Origin of the sequence: Enterobacter cloacae complex sp. GF14B (assembly GCF_004136805.1) — a bacterium.
In the GTDB taxonomy this organism is placed as follows: Bacteria; Pseudomonadota; Gammaproteobacteria; order Enterobacterales; family Enterobacteriaceae; genus Enterobacter; species Enterobacter hormaechei_C.
Map to the genome: position 1 here is coordinate 31,237 of NZ_QFRV01000012.1, position 18,882 is coordinate 50,118.

Here is an 18,882-nt window from a genome sequence, read left to right on the forward strand (position 1 = left end):
TCAACTTGGGTTAATCCGTTATTTTACCCTTTTCCACGGTAAACATCTTCGAATTTTCGTCCGACATGTCCATAACGTGTTCAGCGCTAATGGCGCTGACGAAAACCTGCGACTGCGTGGCTTTCAGGCGGCTGGCAAGCAGCCCGCGCCGCGCGTCGTCAAGTTCCGAGGCAAAATCATCTATCAGGTAAAGGCAGCGTCGCCCACTTTCGCGGGTGAGGTACTCCCCCTGCGCCAGGCGCAGCGCGCACATCAGGAGCTTCAGCTGCCCGCGCGACAGCGTGTCTTCCACCGGCGCACCGTCGGCACGAATGCGGAAATCCGCCTTGTGCGGGCCGTGCGCGGTGTAGGTCAACATGCGATCGCGCTCGAAGCTTCTCTCTAACACCTCAGCATAATCCGTCTCTTTCTCCCAGCCGCGCTGGAAAGAGAAGGTGAGAGAGAACTCGGGTAAAAACTGTTTGCAGGTGCCGGCCATGTCTTCGGCGATACCTGCGCTGTATTCGGCACGCCAGCGGCTGATTTGTTCCGCTAGAGGAATGAGTTCCATGTCCCACGGACGCAGCTGGGCGTAGCGCGTGACCTGGCGCAATGCGGCGTTACGCTGTTTAAGCAGACGCTTCAGGTTGCTCCAGGCGTTAAAGAAACCGGCTTCATTGTGAAAGCATCCCCAGTCGAGGAACGCTCTTCTGTATTTGGGGCCGCCGTTGAGTAAAGTAAACCCCTCGGGCGTAATCAGCTGCATCGGCATCAGCAGCGCCAGCTCCGCCACCTTGTGGCCATCGGTGCCGTCGATGCGCACCTTGCTGTCGCCCTGCTTGTCTTTGGTCAGGCCGATGGCGGTTTCCCGCTCTGCGCCCTGCAAACGCCCGTGCAGAACAAAAGAATCCTGCTCGTGGCGAATCACGCGACCAATCTGCAAACTGCGAAACGCCCGGCCGTGGCCGAGCGTATAGATGGCTTCCAGCACGCTGGTTTTGCCGCTGCCGTTCGCGCCAACCAGGAAGTTAAAGCCAGGGGATAAAGCGAGATCCGCGCTTTCGATATTGCGAAAGTCGCGGATCAACAGACGGGTGAGCGACATTACAGTCTCATTGGCATGACAACATAAGCAGCCGACTGTGATGCGGCATCTTCAATCTGTACGCTCGAAACGGAGTCAGTCAGCAGGATGCGAACGTTCTCGCATTTCAGTGCATTCAGCACATCCAGCACGTAGCTGACGTTGAAGCCGATTTCCATCTCAGCCCCGGCGTAGGTGACGTCCAGAATCTCTTCTGCCTCTTCCTGCTCCGGGTTGTTGGCGGTGATTTTGATCTGGTTTTCACTCACGTACAGACGTACGCCGCGGAATTTCTCGTTCGAGAGAATAGCGGCACGCGCAAACGCCTGCTTGAGGATGTCGCAACCCGCCTCCAGCGTTTTGTCCGGATTCTTCGGCAATACGCGGCGATAATCCGGGAAACGACCGTCTACCAGCTTCGATGTGAAGACAAAATCGCCCACGTGGGCACGAATATTGTTGCTGCCAATCTGCACGCGCAGTGGGGTATCGCCGCCGTCGAGCATGCGCATCAGTTCAATTACGCCTTTACGCGGTACGATCACCGAATGGTTTGGCAGTGAATCGCCAATCGGCATGGAACAGACCGCCAGACGGTGACCGTCGGTCGCCACGGTACGCAGCTCTTCACCTTCGGTTTCGAACAGCATGCCGTTTAAGTAGTAACGAACGTCCTGATGCGCCATGGAGAACTGCGTGGCTTCAATCAGACGCTTCATCGTCGCCTGCGGCAGGGTAAATTCAACTTCGCTCTGCCAGTCATCCAGGTTCGGGAAGTCCGCAGCGGGCAGCGTGGAGAGGGAGAAACGGCTGCGGCCAGAGCGCACCAGTATGCGGTCGCCCTCCAGCTGCACGGCGATTTCAGCGCCTTCCGGCAACCCGCGGCAAATATCAAAGAATTTACGTGCCGGAACCGTGGTCGCGCCCGCGTCGTGCGGCTGAGTCAGCGTAACGCGCGCGATCATTTCCATTTCCAGATCTGTGCCGGTCAGCGACAGCGTACCGTCCGCGACCTGAAGCAGCAGGTTTCCAAGAATAGGCAGCGTAGGGCGGCCGCCTAATGGGCCACTCACCTGTTGCAGCGGTTTTAATAAATGTTCACGTTCAACGGTAAATTTCATAGCGTCACGATGATAATGTTCTGATTAAATTGGAAAAATCTTCTTTTATGTCGTGGCTTTCTTCGCGTAGCTGCTCGATCTTGCGACAAGCGTGCAGCACGGTCGTATGGTCACGGCCACCAAACGCATCACCGATTTCCGGCAGGCTGTGGTTGGTGAGCTCTTTTGCCAGCGCCATCGCCATCTGACGCGGACGCGCCACCGAGCGGGAACGACGTTTAGACAGTAAATCTGCCACTTTGATCTTGTAGTACTCAGCCACCGTCTTCTGAATATTGTCGATAGTGACCAGTTTTTCCTGCAAAGCCAATAAATCGCGCAGTGCTTCACGCACAAAATCGATGGTGATCGCACGACCGGTGAAGTTGGCGTTAGCGATAACGCGGTTCAGCGCCCCTTCCAGCTCACGCACGTTGGAACGCAAGCGCTTGGCAATAAAGAACGCCACTTCACCCGGCAGGCGAATGTCGTTCTCGTCGGCTTTTTTCATCAGGATCGCGACGCGGGTTTCCAGTTCCGGCGGCTCGATCGCCACGGTCAGGCCCCAGCCGAAGCGGGATTTGAGACGATCTTCAACGCCGTTGATCTCTTTTGGATAACGATCCGAGGTCAGAATGATCTGCTGATTACCTTCCAGCAGGGCGTTAAAGGTATGGAAAAACTCTTCCTGCGATCGTTCTTTATTGGCAAAGAACTGAATGTCATCGATCAGCAGCGCATCAACGGAACGGTAGTAGCGTTTAAACTCTTCGATCGCATTGTTTTGCAGGGCTTTTACCATGTCCTGAACGAAGCGTTCGGAGTGCATATACACTACTTTGGCATTGGGCTTACGCGCCATAATGCCGTTGCCCACCGCATGCAACAGGTGCGTTTTACCGAGACCCGTGCCGCCATACAGGAACAGCGGGTTGTAAGCGCCACCGGGGTTATCGGCAACCTGGCGAGCCGCCGCGCGCGCCAGCTGGTTCGACTTACCTTCAACGAAGTTATCGAACGTGTGTTTCACGTTAACGTTAGAGCGGTAGGTAGGCTCAGCGGGGGCTGGAACGTTATCCCAGCCCTGACGAGCCGGTGCAACGCGAGGCGCTGGAGCGGGCGCCGCCTGTGCAGGGGCTGCCACATTGACAACTTCACGAACGGTTTGGGTGACCGGCTTTGTGCCCACTTCAAAACGCAGCTGTGGGGCATCTGACCCGCAGAAATCATTCAGCAGTCCATTGATGTTATTAAGGTATTTATCCCTTACCCAATCGAGCACGAAACGGTTTGGCGCATACAAAGCCAGCGTGTTATCGCTCAGTTCCGCCTGCAACGGGCGGATCCACATACTGAATTCTGTGGCTGGTAACTCATCCTGCAATCGGGCAAGACACTGCTGCCAAAGCGAAAGTGACACGGCGGACTCCACTCGAACAATAAAAGAAAACTATTGAATATTCATGATTGTTGGCGCACATCGACATGACCCCATCAGGGTGATGTGCGAACCGCTATCTGCGGTTATACACGCTATCGTTGATACAGCCTGAACGATGTTGTGTTTATGCCCGACCAGGATCGCTGGATCCCGATCGGGACCGCGGATCATAGCCTAAACTGAGCCAGAGATCTTCTGTTTCTCACAGATTCTTCCCGATTTATCCACAGGAAGATCCGGAATCGGGTAAGTGTAAACGATCCTGACGCGAGTGCCTCGCGATTTAGGCCGCATATTGGAAAATTTAATGAGCACAGACAATTTTTGGCTTAAATGATCTAACGAAGATCCGGGACGATCCTTGCGCTTTGTTGGCGAGCCCGTATAATCCTCGACCCGGCGCGTGATGCTCATCTTCCTGCGTCGTCCGTTGCTCATTTTCCACGCGAAATCGTGCGGAAATACGCGGGAAATAAGGAAAGAGAATTGACTCCGGAGTGTACAATTATTACAATCCGGCCTCTTTAATCACCCACGCTGAGGCGTTAGTCGTTCGAATCTCGTTCGGGTATACGCAAAAGTCAGTGAATTTATTCAAGTTTAGGTAGAAATCGCCATGAAACGCACTTTTCAACCGTCTGTACTGAAGCGCAACCGTTCTCACGGCTTCCGTGCTCGTATGGCTACTAAAAATGGTCGTCAGGTTCTGGCACGTCGTCGTGCTAAAGGCCGCGCTCGTCTGACCGTTTCCAAGTAATAAAGCTAACCCCTGAGTGGTTAAGCTCGCATTTCCCAGGGAGTTACGTTTGTTAACTCCCACTCATTTCACTTTCGTCTTCCAGCAGCCACAACGGGCTGGCACGCCGCAAATCACCATCCTCGGCCGCCAAAATTCGCTGGGGCATCCCCGCATCGGTCTCACAGTCGCCAAGAAAAACGTTAAGCGTGCGCATGAACGCAACCGGATTAAACGTCTGACGCGTGAAAGTTTCCGTTTACGTCAGCACGAACTGCCTTCAATGGATTTCGTGGTGGTGGCGAAAAAAGGGGTTGCCGACCTCGATAACCGTGCTCTCTCGGAAGCGTTGGAAAAATTATGGCGCCGCCACTGTCGCCTGGCTCGCGGGTCCTGATAGCCCTCATTCGGGTCTATCAACGCCTGATTAGTCCGCTACTCGGGCCACACTGCCGTTTCACGCCAACATGCTCAAGCTACGGAATTGAGGCATTGCGCAGGTTTGGAGTGATAAAAGGCAGTTGGTTGACGGTGAAACGCGTATTAAAATGCCACCCTTTACACCCAGGTGGAGACGACCCCGTCCCTCCAGGACCTTTTGATACCAGAGAACACTAACGATGGATTCGCAACGCAATCTTCTTATCATCGCTTTGTTGTTCGTGTCTTTCATGATCTGGCAGGCATGGGAGCAGGATAAAAATCCTCAACCCCAGCAGCAGACCACGCAGACCACGACCACCGCAGCGGGTAGCGCCGCCGACCAGGGCGTACCGGCCAGTGGCCAGGGGAAACAGATTACGGTTAAGACCGATGTGCTTGAGCTGACTATCAACACCCGTGGTGGTGATGTTGAGCAGGCGCTGCTGTTGACCTACCCGAAAGAACTGAAGTCTACCGAACCGTTCCAGTTACTGGAAACCACGCCTGAATTTATCTACCAGGCGCAGAGCGGCCTGACCGGTCGTGATGGCCCGGATAATCCGGCTAACGGTGCGCGTCCACTGTATAACGTCGAGAATGACACGTTTGTACTGGCTGATGGTCAGAACGAACTGGTTATCCCGATGACCTACACCGACGCGGCAGGCAACACCTTCACCAAAACCTTCACCCTGAAACGCGGTGAGTATGCGGTGAACGTGGGCTACAGCGTACAGAACGCCGGTGCGAAACCGCTGGAAATCTCTACCTTTGGTCAGCTGAAGCAGTCCATCAATCTGCCGTCTCACCGTGATACCGGAAGCAGCAACTTTGCGCTGCATACCTTCCGTGGCGCGGCTTACTCCACGCCAGATACCAAGTACGAGAAATACAAATTCGACACCATTGCCGATAACGAAAACCTGAACGTCAGCTCTAAAGGCGGTTGGGTCGCAATGCTGCAACAGTATTTCGCGACGGCGTGGGTACCGAATAACGACGGTACGAACAACTTCTACACCGCGAACCTCGGCAACGGTATTGCAGCCATCGGCTACAAATCTCAGCCGGTTCTGGTGCAGCCGGGTCAAACCGGTAAACTGGCAAGCACCCTGTGGGTCGGCCCGGAAATCCAGGACAAAATGGCTGCCGTTGCGCCGCACCTGGATCTGACCGTGGATTACGGTTGGTTGTGGTTCATCTCTCAGCCGCTGTTTAAGCTGCTGAAGTTCATCCACAGCTTCCTGGGTAACTGGGGCTTCTCCATCATCGTTATCACCTTTATCGTTCGTGGCATCATGTACCCGCTGACTAAAGCGCAGTACACCTCCATGGCGAAGATGCGTATGCTACAGCCGAAGATTCAGGCTATGCGTGAGCGTCTGGGCGATGACAAACAGCGTCAGAGCCAGGAGATGATGGCCCTGTATAAAGCAGAGAAAGTGAACCCACTGGGTGGTTGCTTCCCGCTGCTGATTCAGATGCCAATCTTCCTTGCGCTGTACTACATGCTGATGGGTTCCGTTGAGCTGCGCCACGCGCCGTTCGCCCTGTGGATCCATGACTTGTCCGCACAGGACCCGTACTACATCCTGCCGATCCTGATGGGCGTGACGATGTTCTTCATTCAGAAGATGTCTCCGACCACCGTGACCGACCCGATGCAGCAGAAGATCATGACCTTTATGCCGGTCATCTTCACCGTGTTCTTCCTGTGGTTCCCGTCAGGTCTGGTGCTGTACTATATCGTCAGCAACCTGGTGACCATCATCCAGCAGCAGCTGATTTACCGTGGTCTGGAAAAACGTGGCCTGCATAGCCGCGAAAAGAAAAAGTCCTGATTCGGTAACTTAACGCTAAAATAAGGGCGGTCGATTGACCGCCTTTTTTATTTGTATTGAACGAGAGCAAACATGAGCCATAACGACACTATCGTCGCCCAGGCAACCCCACCGGGACGCGGTGGTGTAGGCATTCTGCGTATCTCCGGCCTGAAGGCGCGTGAGGTGGCCGAAGCGGTGCTGGGTAAACTGCCAAAGCCGCGCTACGCTGATTATCTGCCGTTTAAAGATGCTGACGGCACACCGCTGGACCAGGGCATTGCGCTGTGGTTCCCCGGCCCAAACTCCTTTACCGGCGAAGATGTGCTGGAGCTTCAGGGTCACGGCGGCCCGGTGATCCTCGACCTGCTGTTAAAACGTATTCTGACCCTGCCTGGCCTGCGCATTGCGAAGCCCGGTGAGTTCTCCGAGCGTGCTTTCCTCAACGATAAGCTCGACCTGGCGCAGGCCGAGGCGATTGCTGATCTGATCGACGCCAGCTCCGAACAGGCGGCCCGCTCCGCGCTGAACTCGTTGCAGGGCGCGTTTTCCGCACGCGTGAATCACCTTGTGGAAGCACTTACTCACCTGCGAATCTATGTCGAAGCGGCTATCGACTTCCCGGACGAGGAGATCGACTTCCTCTCAGACGGTAAAATTGAAGCTCAGCTCAACCAGGTGATGAACGATCTCGATGCCGTCCGCGCCGAAGCGCGCCAGGGCAGCCTGCTGCGTGAAGGCATGAAGGTGGTCATTGCCGGACGCCCCAACGCCGGGAAATCGAGCCTGCTGAACGCCCTGGCGGGCCGTGAAGCGGCGATCGTCACCGACATAGCCGGCACCACCCGCGACGTGCTGCGCGAGCATATCCACATCGACGGAATGCCGCTGCACATCATCGACACCGCTGGCCTGCGCGATGCGAGCGATGAAGTCGAGCGTATCGGTATCGAACGCGCCTGGCAGGAGATCGAGCAGGCCGACCGCGTGCTGTTTATGGTGGACGGCACCACAACCGACGCCGTTGACCCGGCTGAAATCTGGCCAGACTTTATCGCCCGTCTCCCGGCTAAACTGCCGATCACCGTGGTGCGCAACAAGGCCGACGTTACCGGCGAAACGCTGGGCATCAGCGATGTGAATGGTCACTCACTTATTCGCCTGTCGGCCCGTACCGGTGAAGGCGTGGAAGCCCTGCGTAGCCATCTCAAACAGAGCATGGGGTTCGACACCAGCATGGAGGGTGGCTTCCTGGCGCGTCGTCGTCACTTGCAGGCGCTGGAAGAGGCGGCTCGCCACCTTGAGCAGGGTAAAGCCCAGCTGATCGGCGCGTGGGCCGGTGAACTGCTGGCGGAAGAGCTGCGTCTGGCGCAACAGAACCTGAGCGAGATCACCGGGGAGTTTACGTCGGACGATCTGCTTGGACGGATTTTCTCGAGCTTCTGCATTGGTAAGTAATTCCCGTTAATACAGGGTGATTTCCACCAGGGAAATCACCATTGTCCAAATGGCAACTCGCCTAATCCCCTTTCACCCCCTATCCTGCATGCCTGCATCTATGGGGGGTTTATGGCGCGTTTTCTGTTTTGTAGTTTCGCATTAGTTCTGCTTTATCCGTCCGGCATTGATATGTATCTGGTGGGGCTACCGCATATTGCCCGCGATCTGGGTGCCAGCGAGGCGCAACTGCACATCGCGTTTTCGGCCTACCTCGCGGGAATGGCGTCGTCGATGGTATTTGCCGGGAAAATCGCGGATAAAGCAGGCCGCCAGCCCGTCGCGATTACGGGTGCAGTTATCTTTGCGCTGGCATCAGTACTCTGTTCAGTGGCTCAGGAAAGCACAATGTTCCTGTCAGGGCGTTTTATCCAGGGCATTGGCGCAGGCGGCTGTTACGTGGTGGCCTTTGCCATTCTGCGCGATACCTTGAGCGCCCAGCGCCGCGCCAAGGTGCTGTCGATGCTGAACGGCATTATCTGCATCATCCCGGTGCTGGCACCGGTTGTAGGCTACCTGATTATGCTTAAATTTCCGTGGCAGAGTCTTTTCTGGACCATGGCAGCCATGGGCGCCATCGTCTTTATCCTGTCCGTGACGGTGCTGAAAGAGACCCATCCCGGTTCGCAACAGCCATATCACACCGCAACCCTCCATCCGGCTGAAAAGCTGGTGAATCGCTTTTTCCTGAGTCGGCTGGCAATCACCACGCTTAGCGTGGCGGTGATCCTCACCTATGTAAACGTTTCCCCGGTGTTGCTGATGGAGACGATGGGCTTCGATCGCGGTGAGTATTCGACGGTGATGGCGCTAACCGCGATGGTGAGCATGGCGGTTTCATTCTCAACACCCTTTGCGCTCAACATCTTCCGCCAGCGCACGCTGATGCTCACCTCACAGACGCTGTTTCTCGCCGCAGGCGTGATCCTGGCGACCGCCACCTCACACGCTGTAATGCTGGTGGGCATTACTCTGATCTGCGCCGGATTCTCCGTCGGCTTTGGTGTGGCGATGAGTCAGGCGCTTGGCCCCTTCTCGCTGCGGGCAGGCGTGGCCAGCTCGGTGCTGGGCATTGCGCAGGTCTGCGGTTCTTCGCTATGGATTTGGCTGGCGGCGGTGATCGGCCTTAACGCGCTGAATATGCTGATCGGGGTTCTGATTGGCTGTAGCATACTCTGCATTACCTTACTTATGGTCATCCAGCCCGCGGCGCACTATGAAGAAGCCCATCAGCAGTCTCGATCTTAATCTTTTACTTTGCCTGCAACTTTTGTTGCAGGAGCGCAGCGTCACCAAAGCCGCGAAGCGGATGAACGTGACGCCGTCCGCGGTGAGTAAATCGCTGGCGAAGCTGCGCGACTGGTTCGACGATCCGCTGTTTGTGAAAACGCCTTTAGGGCTATTGCCCACACCGCTGACGGTGAGTCTGGAACAGGATTTGGCCGACTGGATGCAGATTGGCAACCAGATCCTCGATAAATTCCACCATAGCTCTCCTGGCGGGCTTAAGTTTGTGCTCGCCGCCGAAACACCGCTGATGCTGATCCGCTTTAATACCCTGCTGGAGCAGGTGAATGAACGCTACCCACAGGCGACGGTGAAGCTGCGGCAATGGGATTACGATTCGCTGGACGCCATTACGCGCGGAGAAGTGGATCTGGGCTTCACCGGGCGTGAAACGCACCCTCGCTCGCGCGAACTGCTAAAGCTGATGCCGTGGTTTATCGACTACGAAATCCTGTTCAGTGACCGTCCGTGCGTGTATTTGCGCGAGGATCATCCCGCGCTCCAGGAAGCGTGGGATCTGGAGACGTTTCTGCGCTACCCGCATATCAGCATCTTCTGGGAACGCAGTGACACCTGGGCGCTCGACGAGGTGCTAAGGGAGATGGGCCGGGAGCGTAACATCGCCATGAGTTTGCCCGGTTTTGAACAGTCGATGTTTATGGCGGCCCAGCCGGATCACAACTACATAGCCACTGCGCCGCACTACTGCCATCACTACAACCAACTCCACCAGCGTAATCTGGTCTGTCTGCCCATTCCCATCGATGAGGCGCAGGCAGAAAAGCTCACCGTACCCTTCACGCTGATCTGGCATAAACGGAACAGCCATAATCCGAAAATCCTCTGGCTGCGTGAGACGATTAAAGCGCTGTATACCGCACCAGATCAGGTTTTTGCCTAAGATAATGTAAAGTTCGGTGCTCAGGCTTCTCTTATTTCCATTTACTGATTAAAACAGAAGCTAAGTTAAGCGATAATCATGTAACCGTTTAACCGACTACGACCATTATCAAGGAGCGAAAAATGGCTACGCACTTTGCACGAGGAACATTAACGGAAGGGCATCTCGTATCGGCCAGACTTTCTTCAGCCTGTCACAGTGAGGCGCTCAAACTACCTGAACACCGCAGGACGCGGTTTTTAGCTTCCAGAGCGCTCCTCGCAGAACTGCTTTTTATGCTCTACGGCACTAGCGAACTACCGGACATACTCACCCAGCCAGAAGGTCGCCCGGTTTTTGCGGACCCGGCACTCCCCCATTTTTCCATTGCGTACACCGGCAACATTGTTGGCGTCGCGCTGACGACTGAAGGTGATTGTGGCCTGGATATGGAGCTGCAACGCGTCACGCGTAGCTTCCATGGTGCTAACGCGCTCGATGAATACCCGCTCTCCAGCAATGAAAAGTTGTGGATACGTAACCAGAACGACCCTGTTGAAGCCAGAGCGCAGCTCATCACCCTTCGCCAGAGCATCCGCAAACTGAACGGCGCGGCGTCAGACGACGCCAGCCTGTTGCAGCTGCTCCCCGGCTCCGGACGCCTGCGCGCGACAAAAGCCTCGCTGGTAGAGGCGCTCAGCGACGCTGAGGACGTACTGATCTGGTCCGTTGCGGTGAGCCCCGCCATCGAACGGCTGAAAATCTGGGAATTTGACAGTATTCGCGGTTGGCGTAGTCTTCCGGATGTCCCTGAGCGCGCCAACGAGCCCGCCGCGCGCCTGATGCGATTAACCAGTTTACCGGCAGAAAAAGCATACACCCATAGCTGATCCGTCCAGGGTCATCATGATGAAACAGGAGTAATCATGTCTGATACGTTGAAAGTTGTTACGTTACTGGGAAGCCTGCGCAAAGGTTCTTTTAACGGGATGGTTGCCCGTACGCTGCCGCAGCTGGCGCCTGCGGGAATGGAGATCAGTGCCCTGCCGTCCATTGGCGACATCCCGCTTTATGATGCTGACGTTCAGCAGGAAGAAGGGTTCCCGCAAAGCGTGGAAGCGATAGCCGAGCAGATCCGTCAGGCTGACGGCGTGGTGATTGTGACGCCTGAGTATAACTACTCGGTGCCGGGTGGTCTGAAGAACGCCATTGACTGGCTGTCCCGTTTACCGGAGCAGCCGCTGTCTGGTAAACCTGTGCTGATCCAGACCAGCTCAATGGGCGCCATTGGCGGCGCGCGCTGCCAGTATCACCTGCGTCAGATCCTGGTGTTCCTGGATGCGATGGTGATGAACAAGCCGGAATTTATGGGCGGCGTGATTCAGAACAAGGTCGACCCGCAGACGGGTGAAGTGGTGGATCAGAGTACGCGTGACCATCTCTCTGGCCAGCTGACCGCGTTTGGGGATTATATTAAGCGGGTGAAGGCGTAAGCCCTCACCCTAACCCTCTCCCACAGGGAGAGGGAACTTTGCCCGTAGGTCAGGTAAGCGAAGCGCCACCTGACACCACCAGCATCTTAGTGTGAATCAATAAACACAATCTTCAATACAAACAGCAGCGCAACAATAATCACGCACGGGCTGAGTTCGCGGAAGCGGCCGGTACCGATCTTCATCACGCAGTAAGAGATAAAGCCCAGCGCGATACCTTCGGTGATCGAGAAGCTGAACGGCATCATCACCGCGGTAATAAACGCCGGAACGGCTTCCGTCAAATCTTCCCACTTCACGCGCGCCAGGCTTGAGGTCATCAGCACGCCGACGTAAATCAGCGCGCCGGCTGCCGCGTATGGTGGCACCATCCCCGCCAGCGGAGAGAGGAAGATCACTAGCAGGAACAGCAGACCCACAACTACCGCCGTCAGGCCAGTACGACCGCCCACGGACACACCGGAAGAGGATTCAATGTAAGCGGTAACAGACGAGGTGCCGATGAAAGAGCCAGCGACGGACGAGATGCTATCCACATACAGCGCCTGCTTCATGCGCGGGAATTTGCCTTTTTCATCCGCCAGACCCGCTTTGTCGGTCACGCCAATCAGCGTACCGGAGGAGTCAAACAGGTTGACCAGCATGAAGGAGAAAATCACCCCGGCCAGACCCAGGTTCAGCGAGCCCGCCAGATCAACGTGACCAATCACGGTAGAGACGCTTGGTGGCGCAGAGACGATACCGTTGTAATGTACGTCACCCAGCATCCAGCCCAGCAGCGTGGTCACAATGATAGAGACCAGCACCGCAGCATGGATGTTGCGCGACGCCAGGATCGCGATGATAAAGAAGCCCAGCACGCCCAGCAGCACGCTGTGAGAGGTCAGGTTACCAATGCTCACCAGCGTTTCCGGGTTCGCCACGATAACGCCAGCGTTTTTCAGCCCCATCATGCCGATAAACAGACCGATACCGCTGGTGATACCCACGCGCAGGCTCACGGGAATGTTCGCAATCATCCAGTAGCGCACGCGGAAGATGGTCAGCAGCAGCAGGCCGACCGCGCCCCAGAAAATAGCGCCCATCCCGACCTGCCACGGCAGGCCCATCGCCTGAACCACCACGAACGCAAAGAACGCATTCAGACCCATTGCCGGGGCCAGCGCCACGGGCAGATTAGCGAAAACGCCCATCAGGATGCTGCCAAGCGCCGCGATCAGACAGGTGGTCACGAAGACGGCGCTGGTGTCCATGCCAGCCACGCCCAGAATTTGCGGGTTAACGAAAACGATATAGACCATCGTCAGGAAGGTAGTAAAACCGGCGATCACTTCGGTGCGTGCCGTTGTGCCGTGCTCGCGCAGTTTGAACACGCGCTCAAGCAGCCCCTGACCAGACGTCTGGGTAGTGTGTTGTTGACTCATCATCAATTTCCGAACAAGGAGGGAAAATTCGTCGCTATCCTATACCAAAATGCGACAATAGTGGCGGTTACGGGATACTTTTTTCATTGATTTTGCTTATACGGCAACGATTGCGTCCCGGTGAACTGCCGTACGAAAACGTTAAACTTGTTAAAAGGGAAAGGCATGTCCGGAATTGAAGCGGTATTTTTCGACTGTGACGGTACGCTGGTCGACAGTGAGGTCATTTGTTCCCGCGCGTATGTCGCCATGTTCCAGGAATTTGGTATTACGCTCGATCTCGAAGAGGTGTTTAAACGCTTTAAGGGCGTGAAGCTGTACGAGATCATCGACATCATTAACGAAGAGCACGGGGTGGATCTGGCGAAAGCGGATCTGGAACCGGTGTACCGCGCCGAGGTCGCACGCCTCTTCGACGCCGAGCTGGAAGTTATCGCTGGCGCTAACACGCTGCTGGATGCGATGACGGTGCCGATCTGCGTGGTCTCTAACGGCCCGGTCAGCAAAATGCAGCACTCGCTCGGCAAGCTGAACATGTTGCACCACTTCCCGGAAAAACTGTTCAGTGGCTACGATATCCAGCGCTGGAAGCCGGATCCGGCATTGATGTTCCACGCGGCGAAGGCGATGAACGTCAACGTGGAGAACTGCATCCTGGTGGATGACTCGTCTGCGGGCGCGCAGTCGGGGATTGATGCGGGGATGGAGGTGTTTTACTTCTGCGCCGATCCGCACAACAAGCCGATCGATCATCCAAAAGTGACGACCTTTACCGATCTGGCGCAACTGCCAGCGTTGTGGAAGGCGCGCGGGTGGGATATTACTCGCTGAGTTTTCCCCTCACCCCGGCCCTCTCCCACAGGGAGAGGGAGAAAACCGAATGGTCCCCTCTCCCTGTGGGAGAGGGTTAGGGTGAGGGTAAAAATCACTCTTTCGGATCTTTGCCCGCCAGCAGCTTGTCCAGCTCGTCGCCGCCCACGTGTCGGAAATCCTGCCCCTTCACGAAGTAGAAGATGTATTCGCAAATGTTCTGGCAGCGGTCACCGATACGCTCGATTGAGCGCGCACAGAACAGCGCGGTGAGTACGCTTGGAATGGTACGGGAATCTTCCATCATGTAGGTCATCAGCTGACGCACTATGCCTTCGTATTCCTGGTCAACTTTCTTGTCTTCACGGTAGATACGGACCGCTTCGTCCAGATCCATGCGCGCGAAAGCGTCCAGCACGTCGTGCAGCATCTGCACGGTGTGGCGACCGAGAGACTCCAGACTCACCAGCAGCGGCTGGTGCTGCTGGGAGAATTTCTCCAGCGCGGTGCGGCAGATTTTATCCGCCACGTCACCAATACGCTCCAGCTCGGCGATGGTTTTGATGATCGCCATCACCAGACGCAGGTCGCTCGCCGTCGGCTGACGCTTCGCAATGATGCGCACGCAGGCTTCGTCGATGGCGACTTCCATCATATTGACGTTGTGGTCGCCTTCAATAACGCGCTTCGCCAGCTCGCTGTCCTGGTTGTGCATCGCCGTGATCGCATCAGAAAGCTGCTGCTCGACCATGCCGCCCATGGTCATCACCTGGGTGCGAATGCTTTCCAGCTCTGCGTTAAACTGGCCGGAAATGTGTTTATTAAGATTGAGGTTGTCCATGGTTTCTCCACATGCACTAAGGCAAATCAACCGTAGCGGCCAGTAATATAATCTTCGGTTTGTTTCTTCGCCGGACGGGTGAACAGCGCATCCGTATCGCTGAACTCAATCAACTCGCCCAGGTACATAAACGCCGTGTGGTCAGAACAACGTGCAGCCTGCTGCATGTTGTGGGTCACGATCACCACGGTGTAATCCTGCTTCAGCTCGGTGATCAGCTCTTCGATACGCCCGGTTGAGATCGGGTCCAGGGCTGAGCACGGCTCATCCAGCAGCAAGACTTCCGGGCGAATGGCGATACCGCGCGCAATGCACAGACGCTGCTGCTGACCACCGGAGAGAGAGTACCCGCTCTGGTGAAGTTTATCTTTGGTTTCGTTCCATAATGCGGCCTTGGTCAATGCCCACTGCACGCGCTCGTCCATATCCGCACGGGAGAGCTTCTCAAACAGACGCACACCAAAGGCGATGTTGTCATAGATCGACATCGGGAACGGCGTGGGTTTCTGGAATACCATCCCCACTTTCGCACGCAGCAGGGCGATATCCTGGGTATTGGTCAGGATGTTGTCACCGTCCAGCAGAATTTCACCTTCTGCGCGCTGCTCCGGATAGAGCGAATACATTTTGTTAAAGGTGCGCAGCAGCGTGGATTTACCACAGCCGGACGGACCGATGAATGCCGTTACCTGGTTCTTCGCGATATCCAGATTGATATTCTTCAGGGCATGGAATTTGCCGTAGTAGAAGTTCAAATCACGAACCTGAATCTTACCCGGGGCAGTATCAACCATACTCATTGACTCATTTCCTCATTCGGCGCCGCGAGCTGCCGCGCCGTAAAAATTTAACCGTGTTTCTTCTTCGCGAAAATGACGCGCGCCAGAATGTTCAGCAACAGTACGCAAAGGGTGATGATCAGCACCCCGGCCCAGGCCAGCTGCTGCCATTCCGCGAATGGGCTCATCGCAAATTTAAAGATCGTCACCGGCAGGTTGGCGATCGGCTGCATCATGTCCGTGCTCCAGAACTGGTTGGAGAGGGCGGTAAACAGCAGCGGTGCGGTTTCACCGGCGATACGGGCGATAGCCAGCAGGATACCGGTCATGATCCCCGAGACGGACGCTTTCAGGGTGATCGCCGAAATCATTTTCCATTTCGGCGTGCCCAGCGCGTAAGCCGCTTCACGCAGGCTGTCCGGCACCAGTTTCAGCATGTTTTCAGTAGTACGAATAACGATAGGCACCTGCAACAGCGCCAGCGCAATCACACCCGCCCAGCCGGAGAAGTGTTCCATTTGCGCCACCACGATGGTGTAAACAAACAGACCCACGACAATCGACGGGGCAGAAAGCAGAATGTCGTTAATAAAGCGGATGACTTCAGCGATCCAGGACTTGCGCCCATACTCCGCCAGATAGATACCCGCCATAATGCCCAACGGTGTACCGAAAACGGTCGCCCACAGGATCAGCAGGCCGCTACCCGCCAGGGCGTTTGCCAGACCACCGCCCGCCGTGTTCGGCGGCGGCGTCATTTCCGTGAACAGCGCCAGGGACATTCCATCGATGCCGCGGGTGATGGTTGACATCAGGATCCAGATCAGCCAGAACAGGCCAAACGCCATCGTCGCCATGGAAAGCGTCAGCGCAATGCGGTTTTTAATCCGGCGCTTTGACTGCATTTTGCGACGGGATTCCGCAAGCTGAGCGGTATTTTGCATATCGAGAGTCGCCATTAGCGTGCCCCCTCGTTTTTAGCCAGACGCATAATCATCAGCTTGGAGATAGCCAGCACAATAAAGGTGATAACAAACAGGATCAGGCCCAGTTCCATCAGCGCCGCGACGTGCAGCCCGGATTCCGCTTCGGCAAATTCGTTCGCCAGCGCAGAAGTAATACTGTTCCCCGGCATATAGAGCGAAGCGCTATCGAGCTGGTAGGTGTTGCCGATGATAAAGGTGACCGCCATGGTTTCACCGAGCGCGCGACCTAAGCCCAGCATAATGCCGCCAATCACCCCATTTTTGGTGAACGGAAGGACGATGCGCCAGATAACTTCCCAGGTGGTGCAGCCGATGCCGTAGGCGGACTCTTTCATCATCACCGGGGTTTGTTCGAAGACATCGCGCATGACCGCCGCAATGTACGGAATAATCATGATGGCGAGGATCACACCCGCCGCCAGAATGCCGATACCGAATGCCGGGCCGGAGAACAGCGCCCCCACAAACGGAACGGCAGAAAGCACGTTACCGACCGGCTCCTGGAAGTACGTTGCAAACAGCGGAGCAAAAATAAACAGGCCCCACATGCCGTAAACGATACTTGGGATGGCCGCCAGCAGTTCAATGGCGATACCCAGCGGACGCCGCAGCCAGCCTGGCGCCAGTTCCGTCAGGAACAAGGCAATACCGAAGCTCACCGGAACCGCAATTAGCAGGGCGATAAAAGAGGTCACCAGCGTGCCGTAAATCGGCACCAGCGCACCGTAAATATCGTTCGGCGCATCCCACTCTTTGGTCCACAGGAAGGCGAAACCAAATTTTTGAATGCTCGGCCAGGAGGAGAAAATCAGGGACACGATAATGCCGCCCAGCAGCAATAGCACAATCAGCGCAGCCAGTTTCACCAGCGCGCTGAAAATCATGTCACCTTTTTTACCCGGAGGGTTAAATGCAGGCTTGGTTGCAGCCATAAATTACTCTTCTTTATGAGACGTCTTACGAATATGCCCGGTGGCGCTGACGCTTACCGGGCCTACAGAGTAAACCGTAGGGCGGGATCGCTGCGCGCCACCCGCCATCTTCGTTAAAAATATCCTGTTAGTACAGCGCTTTACCGCTGCTGTCTTTCACGTTGGTTTTCCATGCAGCACGAATCTGCTCAACCACGCTGTCTGGCAGGCTGGCGTAATCCAGGTCATTAGCCTGTTTGCCGCCGTTTTTGTATGCCCAGTCGAAGAACTTCAGCACTTCTGCGCCCTGCTCTGGTTTCTTCTGCTCTTTGTGAACCAGAATGAAGGTGGTAGAGGTGATTGGCCACGCGTCTTCACCTTTCTGGTTAGTCAGGTCCTGAGCGAAGGATTTGCTCCAGTCAGCGCCTTTGGCGGCGTTGGCGAAGTTCTCTTCGGTCGGGCTAACCGGTTTGCCGTCGGCAGAAACCAGTTTGGTGTAGGCCAGATTGTTCTGCTTAGCGTAGGCGTACTCTACGTAGCCGATAGAGCCAGGCAGACGCTGTACGAAGGCTGCGATACCGTCGTTGCCTTTACCGCCCAGACCGGTTGGCCAGTTAACGGTAGAGCCGGAACCGACTTTAGATTTCCACTCTTCGTTCACTTTCGCCAGGTAGCTGGTGAACACGAAAGAGGTGCCAGAGCCGTCAGCACGACGAACCACCGCGATATTCTGCGAAGGCAGCTTAACGCCCGGGTTCAGCTTAGTGATGGCTTCGTCATCCCATTTTTTGATTTTGCCCAGGTAGATGTCACCCAGGGTTTTGCCGTCCAGCACCAGCTCGCCTGATTTCAGGCCAGGGATGTTAACAGCCAGCACAACGCCGCCAATCACGGTCGGGAACTGGAACAGGCCTTCCTGATTCAGTTTCTCATCAGACAGCGGAGCGTCGGATGCGCCGAAATCAACGGTATTCGCGGTAATTTGTTTTACGCCACCGGAGGAGCCGATACCCTGATAGTTGACCTTGTTACCGGTCTCTTTCTGGTAGGTATCCGCCCATTTGGCATACACCGGCGCAGGGAAGGTTGCACCAGCGCCAGTCAGGCTTGCTGCTGCGAAGGCAGAGAAAGCGCTCATCGATAAGGTCGCGGCGACAACAGTTGCGACAGTGGTACGCATAACTTTCATAATGTCTCCTGCAAGGATTTCGTAAATCATTGTTTAAGTGGCTACGATGAGCAAAATAGGACAAACAGGTGACAGATAAATGTACGAAATATGACAGTTTTATGACAATCAAGGCGTTGGATATAAGTCATTGAAAATGATAATTATATATTCAACCCCCTGCCATAAAATTGTCACAATAAGCATGTTTAGTCTGGTTCAA

General features: G+C 55.5%; 19 protein-coding genes. 10 read left to right on the plus strand and 9 right to left on the minus strand.

Annotation, left to right across the window (positions count from 1 at the left end):
• Window positions 1-10 precede the first annotated feature (10 nt).
• From recF to dnaA, 3 genes are read right to left on the minus strand one after another with little or no spacing between them, the layout of a single operon-like run.
• Window positions 11-1,084 carry a DNA replication/repair protein RecF gene (gene recF / locus DD606_RS06530; RefSeq protein WP_023323910.1) on the minus strand — a complete coding sequence of 358 codons (1,074 nt, stop codon included), beginning with the start codon at window positions 1,082-1,084 and terminating at the stop codon, window positions 11-13.
• Window positions 1,084-2,184 (minus strand): DNA polymerase III subunit beta, encoded by a 1,101-nt coding sequence (gene dnaN / locus DD606_RS06535; protein WP_129258378.1) that lies wholly within the window; start codon window positions 2,182-2,184, stop codon window positions 1,084-1,086. Before dnaN ends, recF begins: the two co-directional genes overlap by 1 nt.
• A 4-nt stretch (window positions 2,185-2,188) precedes the next feature.
• The gene (dnaA, locus tag DD606_RS06540; protein ID WP_003861124.1) at window positions 2,189-3,583 is read right to left on the minus strand and encodes a chromosomal replication initiator protein DnaA; all 1,395 of its coding nucleotides are present in this window, start codon (window positions 3,581-3,583) and stop codon (window positions 2,189-2,191) included.
• 637 nt (window positions 3,584-4,220) lie between these two features.
• On the opposite strand from dnaA, the gene rpmH reads away from it, so the two are divergent.
• The 9 genes from rpmH to DD606_RS06585 all read left to right on the plus strand — a co-directional run bounded on the left by rpmH (window position 4,221) and on the right by DD606_RS06585 (window position 11,740).
• Window positions 4,221-4,361, plus strand: coding sequence for a 50S ribosomal protein L34 (gene rpmH / locus DD606_RS06545; RefSeq protein WP_000831330.1), 141 nt, complete (start codon window positions 4,221-4,223; stop codon window positions 4,359-4,361).
• 16 nt (window positions 4,362-4,377) lie between these two features.
• Window positions 4,378-4,737: a ribonuclease P protein component gene (gene rnpA / locus DD606_RS06550; RefSeq protein WP_003861126.1), complete on the plus strand. Its 360-nt coding sequence runs from the start codon at window positions 4,378-4,380 to the stop codon at window positions 4,735-4,737.
• Window positions 4,701-4,958 carry a membrane protein insertion efficiency factor YidD gene (yidD, locus tag DD606_RS06555; protein ID WP_001307474.1) on the plus strand — a complete coding sequence of 86 codons (258 nt, stop codon included), beginning with the start codon at window positions 4,701-4,703 and terminating at the stop codon, window positions 4,956-4,958. Before rnpA ends, yidD begins: the two co-directional genes overlap by 37 nt.
• A gap of 2 nt (window positions 4,959-4,960) precedes the next feature.
• On the plus strand, window positions 4,961-6,604 hold the full coding sequence (gene yidC / locus DD606_RS06560) for a membrane protein insertase YidC (RefSeq protein WP_003861138.1): 1,644 nt from the start codon (window positions 4,961-4,963) through the stop codon (window positions 6,602-6,604).
• A 72-nt stretch (window positions 6,605-6,676) separates the two neighbouring features.
• Window positions 6,677-8,041, plus strand: a complete 1,365-nt coding sequence (gene mnmE / locus DD606_RS06565) for a tRNA uridine-5-carboxymethylaminomethyl(34) synthesis GTPase MnmE (RefSeq protein WP_015570136.1) — start codon at window positions 6,677-6,679, stop codon at window positions 8,039-8,041.
• A 111-nt stretch (window positions 8,042-8,152) separates the two neighbouring features.
• Window positions 8,153-9,328: an MFS transporter gene (locus tag DD606_RS06570; protein WP_129258380.1), complete on the plus strand. Its 1,176-nt coding sequence runs from the start codon at window positions 8,153-8,155 to the stop codon at window positions 9,326-9,328.
• The gene (gene yidZ, locus DD606_RS06575; RefSeq protein ID WP_022652106.1) at window positions 9,297-10,268 is read left to right on the plus strand and encodes an HTH-type transcriptional regulator YidZ; all 972 of its coding nucleotides are present in this window, start codon (window positions 9,297-9,299) and stop codon (window positions 10,266-10,268) included. The genes DD606_RS06570 and yidZ overlap by 32 nt, the downstream gene beginning before the upstream one ends.
• Before the next feature lie 122 nt (window positions 10,269-10,390).
• The gene (locus DD606_RS06580) at window positions 10,391-11,137 is read left to right on the plus strand and encodes a 4'-phosphopantetheinyl transferase superfamily protein (RefSeq protein WP_003861145.1); all 747 of its coding nucleotides are present in this window, start codon (window positions 10,391-10,393) and stop codon (window positions 11,135-11,137) included.
• Between the two features lie 36 nt (window positions 11,138-11,173).
• Complete coding sequence (locus DD606_RS06585) at window positions 11,174-11,740, plus strand: NADPH-dependent FMN reductase (protein WP_003861147.1); 567 nt, start codon at window positions 11,174-11,176, stop codon at window positions 11,738-11,740.
• An 86-nt stretch (window positions 11,741-11,826) separates the two neighbouring features.
• Here the strand turns inward: DD606_RS06585 and adeP are convergent, their stop codons facing one another.
• A complete protein-coding gene (gene adeP / locus DD606_RS06590) occupies window positions 11,827-13,164 on the minus strand; it encodes an adenine permease AdeP (protein WP_003861149.1) in 1,338 nt (445 codons plus the stop codon).
• 165 nt (window positions 13,165-13,329) lie between these two features.
• Between adeP and yieH the strand changes: the two genes are divergently transcribed.
• Window positions 13,330-13,995: a 6-phosphogluconate phosphatase gene (gene yieH, locus DD606_RS06595; protein ID WP_003861151.1), complete on the plus strand. Its 666-nt coding sequence runs from the start codon at window positions 13,330-13,332 to the stop codon at window positions 13,993-13,995.
• Between the two features lie 94 nt (window positions 13,996-14,089).
• On the opposite strand, the gene phoU is transcribed toward yieH, so the two are convergent.
• From phoU to pstS, 5 genes are all read right to left on the minus strand, one after another.
• Window positions 14,090-14,815, minus strand: a complete 726-nt coding sequence (phoU, locus tag DD606_RS06600; protein ID WP_003861153.1) for a phosphate signaling complex protein PhoU — start codon at window positions 14,813-14,815, stop codon at window positions 14,090-14,092.
• Between the two features lie 26 nt (window positions 14,816-14,841).
• A complete protein-coding gene (pstB, locus tag DD606_RS06605) occupies window positions 14,842-15,615 on the minus strand; it encodes a phosphate ABC transporter ATP-binding protein PstB (protein ID WP_003861154.1) in 774 nt (257 codons plus the stop codon).
• A gap of 47 nt (window positions 15,616-15,662) precedes the next feature.
• Window positions 15,663-16,553 (minus strand): phosphate ABC transporter permease PstA, encoded by an 891-nt coding sequence (pstA, locus tag DD606_RS06610; RefSeq protein ID WP_003861156.1) that lies wholly within the window; start codon window positions 16,551-16,553, stop codon window positions 15,663-15,665.
• Window positions 16,553-17,512 carry a phosphate ABC transporter permease PstC gene (pstC, locus tag DD606_RS06615; RefSeq protein WP_003861158.1) on the minus strand — a complete coding sequence of 320 codons (960 nt, stop codon included), beginning with the start codon at window positions 17,510-17,512 and terminating at the stop codon, window positions 16,553-16,555. Before pstC ends, pstA begins: the two co-directional genes overlap by 1 nt.
• A gap of 127 nt (window positions 17,513-17,639) precedes the next feature.
• Window positions 17,640-18,680, minus strand: coding sequence for a phosphate ABC transporter substrate-binding protein PstS (gene pstS / locus DD606_RS06620; protein WP_022652104.1), 1,041 nt, complete (start codon window positions 18,678-18,680; stop codon window positions 17,640-17,642).
• Between the last annotated feature and the right edge of the window lie 202 nt (window positions 18,681-18,882).